Source organism: Rhizobium sp. 01N424, assembly GCF_056399485.1.
This window is the reverse complement of sequence record NZ_JBFTRK010000001.1, coordinates 374343-391936: the sequence shown is the minus strand read 5'-3', so window position 1 is coordinate 391936 and position 17594 is coordinate 374343. Positions and strand designations below refer to the sequence as shown.

Genomic DNA, 17594 nt, shown 5'->3' with positions numbered 1-17594 from the left:
CGGATATTATTCCGTGACCGCGCCGACGGTGTTGGCGGTGTCGTCCTTCGGACGCTCGCCCTCCGGCTGGGCGCCGGTCGCCATGTAGTAGATGGTTTCTGCGATGTTGGTGGCATGGTCGCCGATGCGTTCGATGTTCTTGGCACAGAACAAGAGATGCGTGCAGCTGGTGATGTTGCGCGGATCTTCCATCATGTAGGTCAGGAGCTCGCGGAACAGCGAGGTGTACATCGCGTCGATTTCCTCGTCGCGCTCGCGGATCGACTTCGCCTTGTCGGCGGCGCGCGTCGTGTAAACGTCGAGCACTTCCTTGAGCTGGACGAGCGCCAGTTCGGAGAGATGCTCCAGGCCGCGGCCGAGCTTGCGCGGAACGCCGGTGCTCTGCACGGCGATGACGCGCTTGGCGGTGTTCTTGCCGAGATCGCCGACGCGCTCGAGGTCGGCGGCGATGCGGATCGACCCCATGATCTCGCGCAGGTCCGACGCCATCGGCTGGCGGCGGGCGATGGTGACGATCGCCTTGTCGTTGATCTCGCGCTCGGCGTGATCGAGGATCACGTCGTCGGAGATGACCTTCTGCGCCAGTGCGCCGTCGCCATTGACCAGCGCGCGCACAGCGTCGGAGACCATCTGTTCCGCCAGACCGCCCATCTCGGAGATGCGGCGGGTCAGAAACTTCAGATCTTCGTCATATGCTGAAAAGATATGTGTCGATGCCATGGGAAATGTCCTTGAGTGTCTCTATCGGAAGTCGTGACGCCAAAGATCAGCCGAAGCGGCCCATGATGTAGTCCTGGGTACGCGGATCGTCCGGATTGGTGAACATCTTGTCGGTATCGTTCTCCTCGACGAGATTGCCGAGGTGGAACATGGCGGTGCGCTGCGAGACGCGGGCTGCCTGCTGCATGGAGTGCGTCACGATGACGATCGTGTAGCTTTCGCGCAGCTCGTGGATCAGCTCCTCGACCTTTGCAGTGGCGATCGGGTCGAGCGCCGAGCAAGGCTCGTCCATGAGGATGACTTCAGGGCTGACGGCGACGGCGCGGGCGATGCAGAGACGCTGCTGCTGGCCGCCAGACAGGCCGGTGCCGGATTCATGCACGCGGTCCTTGACCTCGTTCCAGAGGCCGGCACGCTGAAGGCTGGTCTCGACGATCTGGTCCATGTCGGCTTTCGACTTGGCGAGACCGTGAATGCGCGGGCCGTAGGCGACGTTTTCATAGATCGTCTTCGGGAACGGGTTCGGCTTCTGGAACACCATGCCGACGCGGGCGCGAAGTTCGACGACGTCAATATCCGGATCGTAGATATCATCGCCATCGAGCGTGATCTTGCCGGTGACGCGGCAATTGTCGATCGTATCGTTCATGCGGTTCAGGCTGCGCAGGAAAGTGGACTTGCCGCAGCCGGACGGGCCGATGAGCGCAGTCACGGTGTTTTCGCGGATGTTCAGCTTGACGTCGAAGAGAGCGCGCTTTTCGCCGTAATAGACGGAAACGTCCTGGCCGATCATCTTGTAAGGGATGCTGTTCATCTTCTGGTCCAGAGCCTTCTCAACTGCTGCTTCTGTCAACATGTTCATGGGTTTCTACTCCGTTTACCAGCGGCGCTCAAAGCGACGGCGCAAGAGGATGGCTCCGATGTTCATGACAATCAGGAACAGGAGCAGGACGATGATGGCACCCGAGGTACGCTCCACGAAGGCGCGTTCGGCTTCGTTGGCCCACATATAGACCTGGACCGGAAGTGCCGTGGACGGATCGAGCGGCGTGGTCGGCGCATTGGCAACGAAGGCGACCATGCCGATCAGCAGAAGCGGCGCGGTTTCGCCGAGCGCATGCGCAAGGCCGATGATGGTACCGGTCAGGATGCCCGGCATGGCAAGCGGCAGAACGTGGTGGAACACCATCTGCATCTTCGATGCGCCGAGACCGAGAGCGGCCGAGCGGATCGACGGCGGTACGGCACGCAACGCAGCACGCGTGGCGATAATGATGGTCGGCAGGGTCATCAGCGTCAGCACCAGGCCACCGACCAGCGACGCGGAACGCGGCAGACCCATGAAGTTGATGAAGACGGAGAGGCCGAGCAGACCGTAAACGATCGACGGAACGGCAGCGAGGTTGTTGATGTTGACCTCGATCAGATCGGTCAGCTTGTTCTTCGGCGCAAACTCCTCGAGATAGATCGAGGCGGCGACACCGATCGGCAGAGCAAGAACCAGAACGATCAGCATCAGGTAGAGCGAGCCGATGAGCGCAACGCCCAGACCTGCTGCTTCCGGACGGCTGGAATTGCCATTGACGAACAGGCCTGTGTTGAACTGCTTGAAGAGAGCACCGCTCGCCTTAAGCTCGTTCATCCAGCCGACCTGCTTGTCGTTCACCTTGCGGTTCTTCTCATCGACAGAGAGATCGATCTGGCCCTTGCTGGCGCTATCGATATTGGCGTCGGCAAGCACCGTGACATTGACGGTCTTGCCGATGATCGACGGGTCGGAGACGACCATATCGCGCAGCTGGATCGGAGCGCCCTTGGAGAGCATGGCCGAAGCATCGCGCACGTCAGGACGGCTCGCGGCGTTGACGTTCAGCTGCTTGACGATGGCGTCACGCAGCAATGCGCCGTAGTTGGCGGAGACGAGGACCGACGGATCGGTCGCACGCTTGTTGCTCGGGTCGATCGTCTTTTCGGTGAATTCCACCGGAAGCGTGATCGCCGTCTGTTGGAAGGCGGTGTAGCCTTGGCGGATGACCGTCGAGAGCAGGATCGCCAGGAAGATCAGGCCAAAAGATATGGCAGCGATGCCATAGGCCTGGAAGCGGCGTTCTGCGGCATAGCGGCGCTTGATGCCGATGTCGCGGCGTGCCGGAGCCTTGGAGACAGTGATGCCTGCAACGGGAGAAACAATATTCGTCATTCGTACTGCTCCCGGTATTTGCGCACGATGTAGAGCGCGTAGATATTGAGGCAAAGCGTGATGAAGAAGAGCGTGATGCCGAGCGCGAAGGCCACCAGCGTCTGCGGCGAGGTGAACTCGAGGTCACCCGTCAGCTGATTGACGATCTTGACCGTGACCGTCGTCATCGGCTCGAACGGATTGATCTGGATGCGGGCGGCAACACCGGCCGCAAGCACGACGATCATGGTTTCGCCGATGGCCCGCGATGCGGTCATTAGAAGCGCGCCGACGATTCCCGGAAGAGCGGCGGGAAGCACGACCTTCTTGATGGTTTCGGAGCGCGTTGCGCCGAGGCCAAGCGAACCGTCACGCAGCGCACGCGGCACGGCGGTGATGATATCGTCGGACAGCGAGGACACGTAAGGGATCAGCATGATGCCCATGACGATACCGGCGGTCAGAACGCTCTGTGCCTGGATGAAGTTCGTGTAGTCGCCGGTCAGGAGACCGCTGACCTGCGAGGAGAGATCGCGCAGGAACGGGCCGACGGTGACGAGCGCGAAGAAGCCGTAGACGATGGTCGGGATACCGGCCAGAACTTCGAGCAGCGGCTTGGCAAGCGAACGAATTTTCGGCGAAGCGTATTCGGCCATGTAGATGGCGGCGAAGAGGCCGACCGGTACGGCGACCAGCATGGCGACGGCGCCGATATAGAGCGTGCCGAGCAACAGCGGGATCAGGCCGAACTGACCGAAGGACGAGCTGCCGGCACCCGCGAAGCGCGGATCCCAGACGGTGCCTAAGAAGAAGTCCGCGGCGGGAACGCTGGCGAAGAAGCGAATGGCTTCCGACAGCATCGACAGAACGATGCCGATGGTCGTCAGAATGGCGATCGACGAAGACAGCAACAGGCCCCAGAGCATGACGCGCTCGACGCGGTTGCGGGCCCTGAAGCGTGGCTTGACGCCGCGCAGGGCGTAAAGCGCGCCGCCGACAGCAAGTACGAGGACGATCGCGCTCATGATCAGACGGCTGGAAGCGCTTTCGGCATTCAGCAGCTTGGCGGCATCGAGCATGTAGGGCTGCGGCTCACCGGCGAGCGGAACGCCCTTCTCGTTGAGCTTGGCCTGAACTGCCTTGGTGTCGGAACCGACTGCCGTGACTTCTTCGGATGTGAGCAGGTTCAGGCCACGACCGACGGTCGCGACCATGCTGTAGCTCAGATCCTGCTCGGCAGTGGTCTTCGCCTTCACATCGTCAGGAAAGGATTTGCGGACGGTGGATTCGATGATGCCTGGGCTGGCAGCAAGCCAGACACAGAGAACGATCAGGGCCGGAAGGATGGCCCAGATGGCGGCATAAGCGCCGTAATAACCCGGCCGCGAATGCAGCACGGAAGACTTGCCCCCGGCAAGTGCCGTGGCCCGGCTGCGGGCGGCCACATAGGCCAGCGCGCCAAGCACCACGAGACACAAGAGTATAATGGATGTGCTCATTCTTTACGCCCCCAGGCGCTCGGCCCCAAAAGCACAGGCTGCGATATCGCCGCCGGCTTCCCAATCATGGAGAAACTCGAAACCTTGCGCCTGACCGGGCAAGGGTACCTCAGTCGAAAACCGGCGCGGCACCCCCCAAGGCACCGCGCCGGCTCATTGGTTACATCGTCTTTTCGGCTTCTACGGCCTTGCGGATCTCTTCGCGCTCGGCGTCCGGAGCAGCAACGAGGCCGTATTCGACGAGCGGGCTGTCAGGGCCGATCATCTGGTCGGATACGAAGAAGTTGACGTATTCCTTCAGGCCCGGAACGGCGCCGAGATGTGCCTTCTTGACGTAGAAGAACAGCGGGCGGGAAACCGGGTAGGTGCCGTCAGCGATGGTCTCGGTCGACGGAACGATACCGCTCATCGAAGCAACCTTGAGCTTGTCAGCGTTGTTTTCGTAGAAGGAGAGGCCGAAGACGCCAACGCCGGTCTTGTTGGCAGCGATGCGTGCCAGCGTTTCCGGATAGTCGCCGTCGATATCGACTGCAGCGCCGTCCTTACGGACTGCGACGCAAGCCTTCTGCTGAGCGGCCTTGTCGGTGATTTCCTTGGCGATGACGTCGAGTGCGCCCGAAGCCTTGCAGCCGGCGGCCAGAACGTTCAGTTCGAAGACTTCGCGGGTGCCGTGCTTTTCGCCCGGGATGTAGGCAGCGATATCAACAGCCGGGAGCTTCGGATTGACTTCCGACCACTTCTTGTAAGGGTTGGCAACGAGCTTGCCGTCAACGACGACCTGCGCAGCGAGAGCCTTGTAGAGGTCCTCAGGAACGTAGGCGACGTCGGGGTTGGACGAGTCGGTTGCGAAGACGATACCGTCGTAGCCGATCTTCACTTCCTGGATGTCGGTGACGCCAGCGGTCTTGCAGGCTTCCAGTTCGTTCTTGTTGATCGGACGCGAAGCGTTTGCAACGTCGATGGTGTCTTCGCCAACGCCCTTGCAGAATTCCTTGAGGCCAGCGCCCGTGCCGCCGGATTCAACGACCGGCGTCTTGAAGTTGGTGAAGGTTTCGCCGAAGGATTCAGCGACGATCTTTGCGTAAGGCAGAACGGTGGACGAGCCGGCAACCTGGATCTGGTCGCGAGCGGCTGCAGCGCCTGCAAAAGCAACGGTTGCGGCAAGAGCGGCAACGGTAAGTTTAAGCGTGTTCATCAAAAAATCTCCCGGCATTGGGCTTTGTGTGGGCAGGCCCCCCAGGGCCCTCGCATTGCCTTTTTTCATCGGCAGCCACTCTTTAGCCCCTGATGCACAGAGCTTTTATGTCACTTTGGTGAAACATTTGTGACAGGTTAAATTATTGAAATGAAATAATAAAAATTTTGGATGTTATGGATGTGTTGCGGCTTTATGTCAAAATCGCACCGTAAAGGCCGTTCCCTTGCCAACCTCGGACTTGACGATCAGCCGTGCACGATGGCGCGTGAGGATGTGCTTGACGATGGCAAGCCCCAGGCCGGTGCCCTTTTTCGACCGGCTGTCCTCGATGCTGACGCGGTAAAAGCGCTCCGTCAGACGCGGAACATGCTCGGCCGGGATGCCCGGCCCCTTGTCGGCGACGGTGACTTCGACCGGCTGCCCAGCCCCGTTCTTGACCGTCACGTCGACGGCCTTGCCTTCCTGGCCATATTTGCAGGCGTTTTCGATTAGATTCTCGAACACCTGCACCAGTTCGTCGCGATCGCCGAGCACCTCGGCCCGACCTTCCGGCAGATGAAGGTTGATCTCGACGCCGACATCCTTCGCCAAAGGGGCGAGCGAATCCCGGACATGACCGAGCAACGGAACGAGATCGACCTTTTCATCCGGCGCGATATGCGACTTCAGCTCGAGGCGCGATAGAGACAGCAGATCATCGACCAGCCGGCTCATGCGCGTCGTCTGATCGAACATGATGCCGAGGAAGCGCTCCTGCGCCTTTGCGTCGTTCTTCGCCGGGCCCTGAATGGTCTCGATGAAGCCGCGCAGGGAGGCGAGCGGCGTGCGCAGCTCATGGCTGGCATTGGCCACGAAATCCGAGCGCATGCGGTCGATACGACGCACCTCGGAAATATCGCGGAAGGACAGGATGAAGAAATGCTCGGCATTTTCGCCACCGCCAAGATCGATCGGCGCGCTGCGGACGATATAGACCCGCTCGGAGGGAAGCCTCTCGGAATGCTCAATCTGGTTCGGTGCGTTTGTGACGATGGTTTCGCGCACCATGTCGAGAATGCCGGGCGAACGGAGACGAGCTGAAATATGGGCGCCGATGATCATCTCGCCGAAGGCCTTCTCGGCCGCCCGGTTCTGGAAGAGCACCGAGGCATCGCCCGAGAGCACCATGACGGGAATATCAAGTCCGGCAAGCGTTGCCGAAACCTCCGGCAGACGGCTTTTCGGCGCTTCCGGTTCAGGAACGGGCAGTTCGGCGAGCTTTGCCTGCACGGCTGGCTCGGCATTCATGATGACGACAAGCAGCATGAGGGCAACAAGGGCCAGGACGCCCCATTTGTTCATGCCTGCCGCCAGCGCCACCATTCCGATGACGAGTGCGGCCAGAAGCACTGGCCGTTCCTGCCTGATGCGGGCCATCAGCCCCGATGTCCACGGCGTTTCCTCTTCCACGTGCCCCTCGCCCGCATCGGGTCCTGTTTATCGCTTCAAACTTTGCCTGATAGCGCTGATTCATGACAGAAGTTTTCGGCTGCGGCCACCAGCCACGAAACAAGCCGTGGAAACACACAGCTTTTTCTGAATTCCCCGAGAGATTTGATTTTTCACACGAAATATGATCGCCTGCTCAAAAGCCGACGTTGCTGGAGGAAATCATGGGCGAGGATGTCGAAAGCCGCGCAGTCGAACTGGAGATCAGGGGCAAGAAGCGTGTCTTCGATGTTGACGATCCGGTCCTGCCCGATTGGATCAGCGACAACGCGCTCGAATCCGGCGACTTTCCCTACAAGAAGAAGCTGAAGGAAGAAGACTATCTCGAAGACCTCGAGAAGCTGCAAATCGAACTGGTCAAGGTGCAGTTCTGGCTGCAGGCAACCGGCAAGCGGGTGATGGCGCTCTTCGAGGGCCGGGATGCCGCCGGCAAGGGCGGCGCGATTTCCGCTTCGTCTGCCCGCATGAACCCACGCCTCGCCCGCGTCGTCGCGCTGGCGAAGCCGACCGAACGCGAAGCCGGACAATGGTATTTCCAGCGCTATATCAGCCAGTTCCCCACCGCCGGCGAATTCGTGCTCTTCGACCGCTCCTGGTATAACCGCGCCGGTGTCGAACCGGTCATGGGTTTCTGCACACCAAAGCAATACGAGGATTTCCTGGAGCAGGCGCCGCAACTTGAGAAGGTAATTGCCCACGAAGGCATTCATTTCTTTAAGTTCTATCTTGATATCGGCCGCGAGATGCAGCTGAAGCGCTTTCACGACCGCCGACACGACCCGCTCAAGGTTTGGAAGCTATCGTCCATGGATATCGCAGCACTGACGAAATGGGGCGACTACAGCGACAAGCGCGACCGGATGCTGAAAGCGACGCATACCGAATTCGCGCCCTGGACCGTCATCCGCGCCAACGACAAGCGGAGAGCACGGATCAACCTGCTTCGCCACATGCTGAAGACGATGGACTACGACGGCAAGGACAAAAGCGCGCTCGGTGAACTCGACGAGAAGATCATCGGCTCGGGTCCCGGCTTTCTGAAATAGGATGGGTTAATGCGGCCTGCAGCGGCGATCGGCGGATTTTTGACAGTATTTGGGCTCGCCGCACAGGCACATGCCTGCGTGCTGCTGCAGGACGTCGATTACAGCGTGCTCTATCGCTCAGATACGATCGTCAGGGCGAAAGTTGTCGGCTACCAGAGCCGTCCGGAGCAGAAGGACGCGCTCTTCCGTCTTGAGATCGAGCAGGTGCTCACCGGCAAGAGCGTCGAGCCTCATATCATCGAGGCGCGCTGGGAGCGGAAATACAAACCGGCGCCGCAGATCTGGGACGGCTATACCAACGTGATCGTTGGCCTGCGGCTTTCCGGCGGGGCACCGGCGCAGATCGTTCGTGAAAGCTGCGGCTTCGACGGTATCGTCGAGGATACGCCGCGGGACCTCTCGATCCTGCTCAGCCAGGCACCCGCCGGCAGCTGATCGAGCCCGCTTATTGCCCGGGCAGGATACGCACCGCGTAGAGATTGATCCCGCGGGCCCTGCCATCGACATCGCTGTTGATCAGCAGCTTGCCATCCGAACTCGGCGCCAGAGAGCGGTCGAATCTGACCTGCAGCAGCGCATCCGACTTTTCCCGCGTGACGCTGAAACGGTGACGGGCGCAGTTCCCAAGCGTCTGGAAATCGCACTCGACGGTGATCTGCGTCGGCTCGTCGGTGGTCGATTGCAAGGTGATGGCGATGGTCGACGACTTTCCGGCGAGCTGCTGCAGCACGGCGGCAGGCACGGTGATGCCGATATTGCCATCGGCGCCGTTGCTCTGCGAAATCAGCCGGACGGCAGCCGCGTCGTTCTCCGTCACGTTTTCCGTATGCGCCTGCGCACCATTGGCGATCTTGTTGGCATCGGATGGCTTGAAGACCTCGATCCATTCGGCCGAGAAGCTGTTCTGCGGGTCGATGGTTACAGGCTCGTCGGTGTGGCTGCCGGAATTATCTGCCGTCTCGTTCTGGCTGCCGTCGAAATCCTCAGGCTGGGTGCTGGCGGGCGGATTGGCAACGCTGCTGTCGCGCTCCGCGGCCGTCAGCAGCAGGCCTGACTTATGCGCCCACCAAGCCCCCATCCCGATAAAGGCGATCAGCACGCACCAGACCAGAAGCCTGGAGAAAAACTTGCGCGGCTTTCGGCGCTTGGCCGCCCCTTCCGGGCGGAAATCCATATTGCCGGGAGCCGCAGCCTTGGCCGCCGGACGCGGTTCGGCGGCAAAGGCTTCCTCCGCAGCGGGTGCAGCACCCAAGTGATCGGCAGCACCAGCATGCACGCCGTCGAGGCTCGCATCGTCATAGGCGCTGCGCGGCTCTTCGGCATGGCGCGTCTCGCCTGCCAATTCCGGCGCGGCCGCCTCGGGCGACGGGGCTTCATGATAATAGGGTTCGGGCACTTCGACAACAGGCGGCACCGGCACCTCCGGCGGCCCCTGGCGCGGATGCATGCGCTCACGCTCCTCGGCCTCGATCATGTGGATCGTGGCTTCCAGCCGGTGACGGTGATGGGCGATGGCCTCGCGATCCGTGACGTCCTGCTTGCGCAGCCCTGCCTCCAGCGCCTGGCGCGCGGACTGATAGATTCTGGCGCGGATCTCCGGATTGTCGCGATCGGAATTGCCAAGCGCCGTTCTGATGGCCGTTTCTAATCCGCTCACGTGCGATCCTTCACTCTTGAAACCGGCATTCCGCTCAAATCTTTACAAATGCCTAACAAAATCCGGTAGCGGCAACAGCGCCAAACCGCAAGCCTCCGGCACGCTGCCCGGCCGATCGGCAGGGGAAAACGCCGCCTTTCAGAATATCCGAAAATCGCAAAATCGGTAGCCTGCCCAGTTGGGTGGCCTTTTCGGCGCAATGGAACTCTGTTATCAAATTGACGCTTCCGTAAACGTCAATTGATGGTGACCTCATGGCCCTGCCCGAAATCCTGACGAAGAACCTGCGACTGCCGGTGGTGGCCTCGCCGCTGTTCATCATCTCGCATCCGGCCCTGACACTGGCGCAATGCAAGGCAGGCGTCATCGGCGCGTTTCCGGCGCTCAACGCCCGGCCGGAAAGCCAGCTCGACGAATGGCTGGCGATGATCACCGAGGATCTTGCCGCCCACAATGCCGCCAATCCGGACCGGCCGGCCGCGCCGTTTGCGGTCAACCAGATCGTCCATATGTCGAACAAGCGGCTGGAGCACGACCTGATGCTCTGCGTGAAATACAAGGTACCCGTCGTCATTTCCTCGCTCGGCGCCGTGCCGGAGGTGAATGCCGCCGTGCATTCCTATGGCGGCATCGTGCTGCATGACGTGATCAACAACCGCCACGCCAACTCGGCGATCCGCAAGGGCGCCGACGGGCTGATTGCGGTCGCTGCCGGCGCCGGCGGCCATGCGGGCACGCTTTCGCCCTTCGCCCTCATCCAGGAAATCCGTGAATGGTTCGACGGGCCGCTGCTGCTGGCCGGTGCCATCGCCAATGGCGGAGCGATCCTCGCGGCCCAGGCGATGGGCGCCGACATGGCTTATATCGGCACCCCCTTCATCGCCACCGAGGAGGCCCGGGCGACGGAGGCCTACAAGCAGGCAATCGTCGACGGGGCGGCCAACGATATCGTCTATTCGAACTATTTCACCGGCGTGCATGGCAATTATCTGAAGCCATCGGTGAAATCCGCAGGCCTCGACCCCGACAACCTGCCCGTCGCCGATCCCTCGAAGATGGATTTCGAACAGGCGGTGGGCGGCGCCAAGGCCTGGAAGGATATCTGGGGCAGCGGCCAGGGCATCGGCGCCATCAAGGCTGTCGAGCCGGTTGCCAAGCTCGTCGATCGCCTCGACAGCGAATACCGTGCCGCCCGCGCCCGCCTCAGCCTCTAGGACGATTTCCACAGCGCCGGTCTTTTTTGCCAAAGCCGCCAGACGGCGCTTGAAATCTTCAAACAATGGCTGTATCAGCGCCATGCAAATCGCGGGCCGCCTGGTTCGGCCGCACGGATTGCCGCTTTAGCTCAGGTGGTAGAGCACATCATTCGTAATGATGGGGTCGCAGGTTCGAGTCCTGCAAGCGGCACCATTTGCTTTTCCCAACCGTTTCGATACCGCTAAAAACACAGCCTATGGCTTTGTTAAGCTTTTTCATAGTTACGCAATGATTGAAATACATGGTTAACCCTTGATTGATATCCTTTCCTCCAGTTGTGATTTGGGGGATAGTTTCCATGAAAGGTTTGGCTGCCGCGGTTTTGGCGTCGGCGTTTTCGGTCGTTGGTGTTCACGGGGCGATGGCTGCCGATCTGGCGCCTAACGATCTGATGATCCCGAAGTTTCTGCTCGACGAACCGGAAAAAGTACCGGCAACGGCGGGCCGGTTTACCGGATATATCGAAGGGGGCTTCGAGACAGGCACATCGCGCGACACCGAGCTCGACAGCCGCTCGTGGCGGTTGCGCGGATCGATGAATGCGAGTTCCGACACCGGGCTCAACCTGCAGGCGGATGCCGATTATGCGCATTCATATCTCCAGGAATACGGCTGGAACGACAATATCGGCGGCACGCTACATGTCTATTACCGGCCTGACGGCAACTATGCGTTCGGCGTCTTCGGCCAGACCGGACGGTTTGAATCGCGCTTCCTGCCGGATACGACCGCGCGTGATTATCTGGGCGGCCTGGAAGCCGCATGGCTCGGCACCGACATGACCATCTATGGTCAGGCTGGCCTCGGCACGACCGATATCGGCGGCTTCGACTATGATCACTATGCCGGCCGTGCCGGGATGCGCTATTTCTTCACCGACAATATCCGCGCCGATTTCGAAGCTGCATTCGACCGCTACCAGGATGACGTCGAGACGGCCGATATCTGGAAGATCTCTGCGATCGGCAACTACCGGCCAGATGGCACGCCGGTCTCCTTCTATGCGGGCTACCGCTTCGAGCATGCCAAGCTCACTGTCGACGACTTCGGCAGCGACAGCGACATCTCCAACAACTTCCTCGTCGGCATGCGCTATCACTTCGGCTCGACCAGTCTTAAGGACGAAGAGAGCAACGGCCCGATCTGGCGCGGAGCGTCGTTCTAGGCAGTAACGGGATTGACCATGGCCGCCGCAGCGAAACCATCGCTGCGGCGGTTTTGCGTTGTGTAACCGGAAGGATAATTGGCTTTACAGAGCCCGCAGCAAGGGCCTAAAAACCAAAGCAGCACTTCGCGCCGGCGCTTGCCCCTTTCTGCCGAGCCGCCTTCGATGACGGCATAGCGAAGCATCCTGAAAGGTAAGTCATGTCTGATACGGCCCAGCGCTCGAACCGCGTTCTCGTTGTCGCGACCATCATGTTTGCCACCTTCATGGTGGCGATCGAAGCCACGATCGTGGCGACCGCAATGCCGCGCATCGTCGGCCAGCTTGGCGGTTTCAGCTATTACAGCTGGGTATTTTCGGCCTTCCTGCTGGCGCAATCGACGACCACCGTCATCTACGGCAAGCTCTCCGACATCTTTGGCCGCAAGCCGGTGCTGATCGGCGGCATCGTTGTGTTCCTGATCGGCTCGCTGCTTTGCGGCTTTGCCTGGTCGATGACCTCGCTGATCGTGTTCCGCCTGCTGCAAGGGCTTGGCGCGGGCGCCATCCAGCCGGTAACGATGACGATCATCGGCGACCTCTTCAAGCTTGAGGAACGCGGCCGTGTCCAAGGCATCATGGCAACGGTGTGGGCAACTTCGGCGGTGGTCGGGCCTCTCGCCGGCGGCGTGATCGTCGACAATATCTCCTGGGCGTGGATCTTCTGGATCAATCTGCCGATCGGCGTCTTCTCGATCATCGCCTTCTCGCTGTTCCTGAAGGAAACCGTGGCGCACAAGGAGGCCAGCATCGACTATCTCGGCGCGATCCTGTTTTCGATTGCCATCATCGCCGTGCTGGTGATCCTGACCGAGACGGATGCCAGCGCCTGGATCCTGCTCTCGCTCGCCGCCGTCTTCGTCATTTCGGGCGCCCTGTTCTTCTGGCAGGAGAAACGCGCGCCCGAGCCGATCATCTCGATCGCGCTGTGGAGCCGGCGTCTCGTCGCGACGAGCAATATCTGCATGCTGCTTGCCGGGATGGCGCTGATCGGGCTTTCCACCATTCTCCCTGTCTATATTCAGGGCGTGCTTGGCCGCTCGCCGATCGTGGCCGGTTTCACGCTGACCATGCTGGTTGTCGGGTGGCCGCTGTCGGTGATGATGTCGAGCAAGCTGTTCAAGGCCTTCGGCATTCGCAACACACTGCGCTTCGGCAGCCTACTGTTTCCGTTCGGTGCGCTTTTCCTGCTGTTCCTGACGCCGGACAGCTCACCGATCGTTGCCGGTGCCGGCTCGTTCTTCATGGGCTTCGGCATGGGCCTCATCAACCTCACCAGCATTGCGCTGGTTCAGGACAGCGTCGAATGGTCGATGCGCGGCAGCGCCACGGCCTCGATCATCTTCGCCCGCAGCCTCGGCAACACGCTGGGCGCCACCGTGCTCGGGGCGATCCTCAATGCCGGTATCAATCATTATGCCAGCGGCGATACCGCCGAGAACCTGCACAACGTGCTGAACCAGCCGACCGGGCTGACCGAGCTCGCAGGCGATCCCGTTGTGCGTGGCATCTTCGATGCGTCGCTGCACTGGAGCTTCTGGGGCATTGTCGTGGTGGCGGTGATGACGCTGGTTTCGACCTGGCTCATCCCGGTCGGCGATCATCGCCGCAAGACGACGACGGTTTCCGCCAGCGAGGCAGCATCGCACTAAGGATCAGACTTCCGCCGGATTCTGCGGCAGCGATTGCAGCAGGGTCTGGCGGGCCGAGCGCAGGTGCAGGCGGGCCGAGAAATCAATCTGCGCCTGATCGCCGGATTCTAGCGCGGCGATGTAATCGAGATGTTCGTGAATGGCGCGCTCGTTGCGCTGGCGGGCGGCCGCCTTGTTCCACTGGTAGTGATAGTGGAAGACGATGGCGATGGCATCGTAGAAATCGGCGATGAAACGGTTCTTCGAAGCGCGGTGGATCAGGAGGTGGAAGCGCTCGTCGAGTGCCGAGAACTCCTTATAGCGGCGATCCATGTCGGCGAGCACATCGAGATGGTCCTGCTTGATGACGGCCAGATGCTGCCAGGCGGCATGATCCTTCGGAAGACGGCCGAAATCGGCAGCCGAGTGCAGCTCGAACATCTCGCGCACATCGGCGAGCTCCAGCGCGAATTCGCGGGTGAAGCCCTTCAATATCCAATGGCTGTTCGGACGCTTCTCGATCAGCCCGAAACGGGAGAAGCGGATCAGGAATTCCCGAACGCTTGTCGTCCCGGTACCGATCTCGCGGGCGAGCTCCAGCTCGTTGATCTGCATGCCGGGTGCGGCGTCATCCGAGAGAATACGCTGCATGAAGCTGCGCTCGATGATGTCGTGCAGCGAGTCCGTTTCCTCGGAGGGGAAGAGATCCGTGGCGGTCGGCGCCCTGAGCACGATCTTCTGACGCTTGTTCCAGCGAATGATCCCCTCGTCGCTCAGGCGTGTCAGGATCGCCCGCGCGGTGCTGCGGCTGATGCCCAGCTGGGCGGCAATTTCGGGTTCCGACGGCAGCGCGGCATCCGGACGCAGTGCGGCCGCATACCTGTTGTACGCTTCCTTGAAGACGGTATTCTGTCTTGCCATGCCACCCCGCTCCTTCCCGTGCGCCGAGACCCCGCACGCGATCGTGCGGCCAGTGCGCCGGGGGCTTATCCATTGCAATCCTTATATTATTCTGGATTGCTTGCGGCTGTTTGCCTCCCTCGTCCACAGGAACAATATTCCCGTTGACTTCAAAATGTTTATTGTAGATAAAAAACAAAATCAATGCGCATTTCGCCAATGCAGCGAGCGTTTTCCTCAGGGAGAAGACAATTGGACAAACTTCCTTGGCTCATCCTTTCGGCCGGAGATAATGTCGCCGTCGCCACGTCGGCCATCGAGCCCGGAGCCATTGTTGCCGGCGTTGCCGCACGGCAGAAAATCGACCCGGGCCACAAGGTCGCGATCGCCGACATCCCGCTCGGCACGCCCGTTGTCAAGTATGGCCAGGCGATCGGGCGCACCACCTCAGAGGTGAAGGCGGGCGACCACGTCCACAGCCACAATCTGCATTTCGAAAACGACCGCCTGGCGGCGACCGCCAATTCCGCGCCGGAAGCGGCGACAGCGGAAGACAAGGCCCGCACCTTCATGGGCTACAAGCGCGCCGACGGCCGCTCGGCGACCCGCAACTATATCGGCATCATCGCCAGCGTGAACTGTTCCACCACCGTCTGCCGCGCCATTGCAGACGAGGCAAACCGGACGATCCTGCCGCATTATGAAGGCATCGACGGCTTCGTGCCGATCGTTCACGACCAGGGCTGCGGCATGAGTTCGACCGGCGACGGCATGGCCGTTTTGCACCGCACGCTTGCCGGCTATACGCGCCACGTCAATTTCGGCGGCGTACTGATGATCGGCCTCGGCTGCGAGGTCAATCAGCTGACGCTTTACGGCCAGAGCGGTGCCGGCGACACCAAACGTCATTTCAACATTCAGGATGCCGGCGGCTCGCGCCGTGCCGTCGAGCGGGCCATGGGTATGCTGCGCGAAATCGCCGCTGATGTCGGCAAGGAACGCCGCGTGGCGCTGCCGATCAGCGACATCATCATCGGCCTGCAGTGCGGCGGCTCGGACGGCTTCTCCGGGATCACCGCCAATCCGGCGCTCGGCGTCGCAGCCGATCTGCTGGCGGCAGCCGGCGGCACGTCTATTCTCTCGGAAACCTCGGAAATCTACGGTGCCGAACATCTGCTGCGCAGCCGTGCCGTCAGCGACGATGTGGCAAGGAAGCTCGACGAGAAAATCGTCTGGTGGGAAAAATATGTCGGCCTGCATGGCGCATCGCTCGACAACAATCCCTCGCCCGGCAACAAGCGCGGCGGCCTGACAACTATTCTCGAAAAGTCGCTTGGCGCCGTTGCCAAGGGCGGGCGCTCGCCTCTGACAGCCGTCTATGGCTATGCCGAGCGCGTCACGGCGCCGGGTCTCGTCTTCATGGATACGCCCGGCTACGACCCGGTTTCGGCAACCGGCCAGGTCGCTGGCGGCGCCAACATGATCGCCTTCACGACGGGACGCGGCAGCTGCTTCGGCTGTCGTCCCGCTCCATCGCTGAAGCTGTCGAGCAACTCGGCGCTCTATGCGGCGATGGAAGAGGACATGGACATCGACTGCGGCACGATCGCATCAGGTGACGCGACGATCTCGGGCAAGGGCCGCGAGATCTTCGAGCTCATCATCAACACCGCATCGGGCAAGAAGACCAAGAGCGAAGAGTTCGGCTACGGCGATAACGAATTCGTGCCGTGGCATCTTGGAGCAACGCTCTAAGATACAGACAGACAAGTCTTCAGAGGAGGAATGATGAAGACGAGGAGGATCGGCAAGACGGATCTGCAGGTGACCGAAATCAGCTTCGGTGCTGCAGCTCTCGGCGGCCTCTACCGCGCCTGCCCGCGCGAGCAGGCAATGGGCACGCTGGATGCGGCCTGGGATGCCGGTATCCGCTATTTTGACGTGGCGCCCTGGTATGGCCTCGGCCTCGCCGAGCGCACTGTCGGCGACTTCCTGCGGGCCAAGCCGGAAGCCGAGTACGTGCTGTCGACAAAGGTCGGCCGTCTGCTGCGGCCGGTGCCGACGGGCACCGTTCCCGACTACAGTTATGTCGATCCGCTCTCCTTCGATGCGGACTATGACTATTCCTATGACGGCATCATGCGCTCGGTCGATTTCAGCTATGCGCGGCTTGGCCTCAATCGCATCGACATTCTCTATGTGCACGATATCGGCGGTTATACGCATGGCGCCGCGAAGAATGCCGTCCATCTGAAGCAGTTTCTCGACAGCGGCATCAAGGCGCTGGAGCAGCTGAAATCGAGCGGTGCGATCAAGGCCTTCGGCCTTGGTGTCAACGAAGTGCCGGTTTGCCTCGACGTGATGCGCAATGCCGATATCGACGTGATCCTGATGGCCGGGCGCTATACGCTGCTCGACCGTTCCGCGGTGGCCGAGCTCATTCCGCTCTGCCAGCAGAAGGGCACGAGCCTTGTGGTCGGCGGCGTCTTCAATTCGGGGATCCTGGCGACCGGGCCAGTGCCCGGCGCACATTTCGACTATATGGCGCCGACGCCTGATGTCGTTGCCAAGGTGACCGCGATGGAAGAGATCGCCAAGCGCCACGGCGTTCCGCTTGCCGCGCCTGCGCTGCAATTCCCGCTTCGCGATTCATTCGTCTCATCGGTTCTGATCGGTACGGCCAGGGCATCCAGCCTGGAGCGCAACATGCAGCTCTTCGAGCCCCGCCTGCCCGACAGCATCTTCCCGGAATTCGAAAGCCAAACGCTCGTTGCCAAGCCATTGGGCAGCGATGCCGTTCGTATGTAGGAGCCAC

General features: G+C 61.0%; 15 protein-coding genes and 1 tRNA gene. 8 read left to right on the top strand and 8 right to left on the bottom strand.

What is annotated here, in order from left to right:
- Positions 1-6: 6 nt before the first annotated feature.
- The 6 genes from phoU to phoR all read right to left on the bottom strand — a co-directional run bounded on the left by phoU (position 7) and on the right by phoR (position 7012).
- Positions 7-720, bottom strand: coding sequence for a phosphate signaling complex protein PhoU (gene phoU / locus AC1DNK_RS02020; protein WP_112385352.1), 714 nt, complete (start codon positions 718-720; stop codon positions 7-9).
- A gap of 46 nt (positions 721-766) precedes the next feature.
- A complete protein-coding gene (gene pstB / locus AC1DNK_RS02015; protein ID WP_112385351.1) occupies positions 767-1582 on the bottom strand; it encodes a phosphate ABC transporter ATP-binding protein PstB in 816 nt (271 codons plus the stop codon).
- A gap of 15 nt (positions 1583-1597) precedes the next feature.
- The gene (pstA, locus tag AC1DNK_RS02010; protein ID WP_477939077.1) at positions 1598-2920 is read right to left on the bottom strand and encodes a phosphate ABC transporter permease PstA; all 1323 of its coding nucleotides are present in this window, start codon (positions 2918-2920) and stop codon (positions 1598-1600) included.
- A complete protein-coding gene (pstC, locus tag AC1DNK_RS02005; RefSeq protein ID WP_477939075.1) occupies positions 2917-4398 on the bottom strand; it encodes a phosphate ABC transporter permease subunit PstC in 1482 nt (493 codons plus the stop codon). The genes pstA and pstC overlap by 4 nt, the downstream gene beginning before the upstream one ends.
- 160 nt (positions 4399-4558) lie before the next feature.
- On the bottom strand, positions 4559-5593 hold the full coding sequence (locus tag AC1DNK_RS02000) for a substrate-binding domain-containing protein (protein WP_112385348.1): 1035 nt from the start codon (positions 5591-5593) through the stop codon (positions 4559-4561).
- 198 nt (positions 5594-5791) lie between these two features.
- Positions 5792-7012: a phosphate regulon sensor histidine kinase PhoR gene (gene phoR / locus AC1DNK_RS01995; protein ID WP_477939857.1), complete on the bottom strand. Its 1221-nt coding sequence runs from the start codon at positions 7010-7012 to the stop codon at positions 5792-5794.
- Positions 7013-7248: 236 nt separating this feature from the next.
- Here phoR and ppk2 point away from each other — a divergent pair, with 236 nt between their 5' ends.
- Positions 7249-8130, top strand: a complete 882-nt coding sequence (ppk2, locus tag AC1DNK_RS01990; RefSeq protein WP_112514029.1) for a polyphosphate kinase 2 — start codon at positions 7249-7251, stop codon at positions 8128-8130.
- A gap of 9 nt (positions 8131-8139) precedes the next feature.
- Entirely contained in the window at positions 8140-8565 is a 426-nt protein-coding gene (locus AC1DNK_RS01985; protein ID WP_477939074.1) for a hypothetical protein, read from the top strand.
- A gap of 10 nt (positions 8566-8575) precedes the next feature.
- Here the strand turns inward: AC1DNK_RS01985 and AC1DNK_RS01980 are convergent, their stop codons facing one another.
- Positions 8576-9787, bottom strand: a complete 1212-nt coding sequence (locus tag AC1DNK_RS01980) for a regulator (RefSeq protein WP_477939073.1) — start codon at positions 9785-9787, stop codon at positions 8576-8578.
- Between the two features lie 254 nt (positions 9788-10041).
- Between AC1DNK_RS01980 and AC1DNK_RS01975 the strand changes: the two genes are divergently transcribed.
- The 4 genes from AC1DNK_RS01975 (at position 10042) to AC1DNK_RS01960 (ending at position 13900) form a co-directional block, all read left to right on the top strand.
- Complete coding sequence (locus AC1DNK_RS01975) at positions 10042-11001, top strand: NAD(P)H-dependent flavin oxidoreductase (RefSeq protein WP_477939071.1); 960 nt, start codon at positions 10042-10044, stop codon at positions 10999-11001.
- Between the two features lie 120 nt (positions 11002-11121).
- Positions 11122-11197 (top strand) — tRNA-Thr (locus AC1DNK_RS01970).
- A 145-nt stretch (positions 11198-11342) separates the two neighbouring features.
- A complete protein-coding gene (locus tag AC1DNK_RS01965) occupies positions 11343-12209 on the top strand; it encodes a hypothetical protein (protein ID WP_477939070.1) in 867 nt (288 codons plus the stop codon).
- 200 nt (positions 12210-12409) lie between these two features.
- Positions 12410-13900: an MDR family MFS transporter gene (locus tag AC1DNK_RS01960; RefSeq protein ID WP_477939069.1), complete on the top strand. Its 1491-nt coding sequence runs from the start codon at positions 12410-12412 to the stop codon at positions 13898-13900.
- 3 nt (positions 13901-13903) lie between these two features.
- Here AC1DNK_RS01960 and AC1DNK_RS01955 read toward each other — a convergent pair whose 3' ends face one another.
- Positions 13904-14800 (bottom strand): GntR family transcriptional regulator, encoded by an 897-nt coding sequence (locus AC1DNK_RS01955; protein WP_477939068.1) that lies wholly within the window; start codon positions 14798-14800, stop codon positions 13904-13906.
- A 231-nt stretch (positions 14801-15031) separates the two neighbouring features.
- Between AC1DNK_RS01955 and AC1DNK_RS01950 the strand changes: the two genes are divergently transcribed.
- Together AC1DNK_RS01950 and AC1DNK_RS01945 are read left to right on the top strand one after the other, a co-directional pair.
- Positions 15032-16534, top strand: coding sequence for a UxaA family hydrolase (locus tag AC1DNK_RS01950; protein ID WP_477939067.1), 1503 nt, complete (start codon positions 15032-15034; stop codon positions 16532-16534).
- 33 nt (positions 16535-16567) lie between these two features.
- The gene (locus AC1DNK_RS01945) at positions 16568-17587 is read left to right on the top strand and encodes an aldo/keto reductase (protein WP_477939855.1); all 1020 of its coding nucleotides are present in this window, start codon (positions 16568-16570) and stop codon (positions 17585-17587) included.
- The last annotated feature ends 7 nt before the right edge of the window (positions 17588-17594 follow it).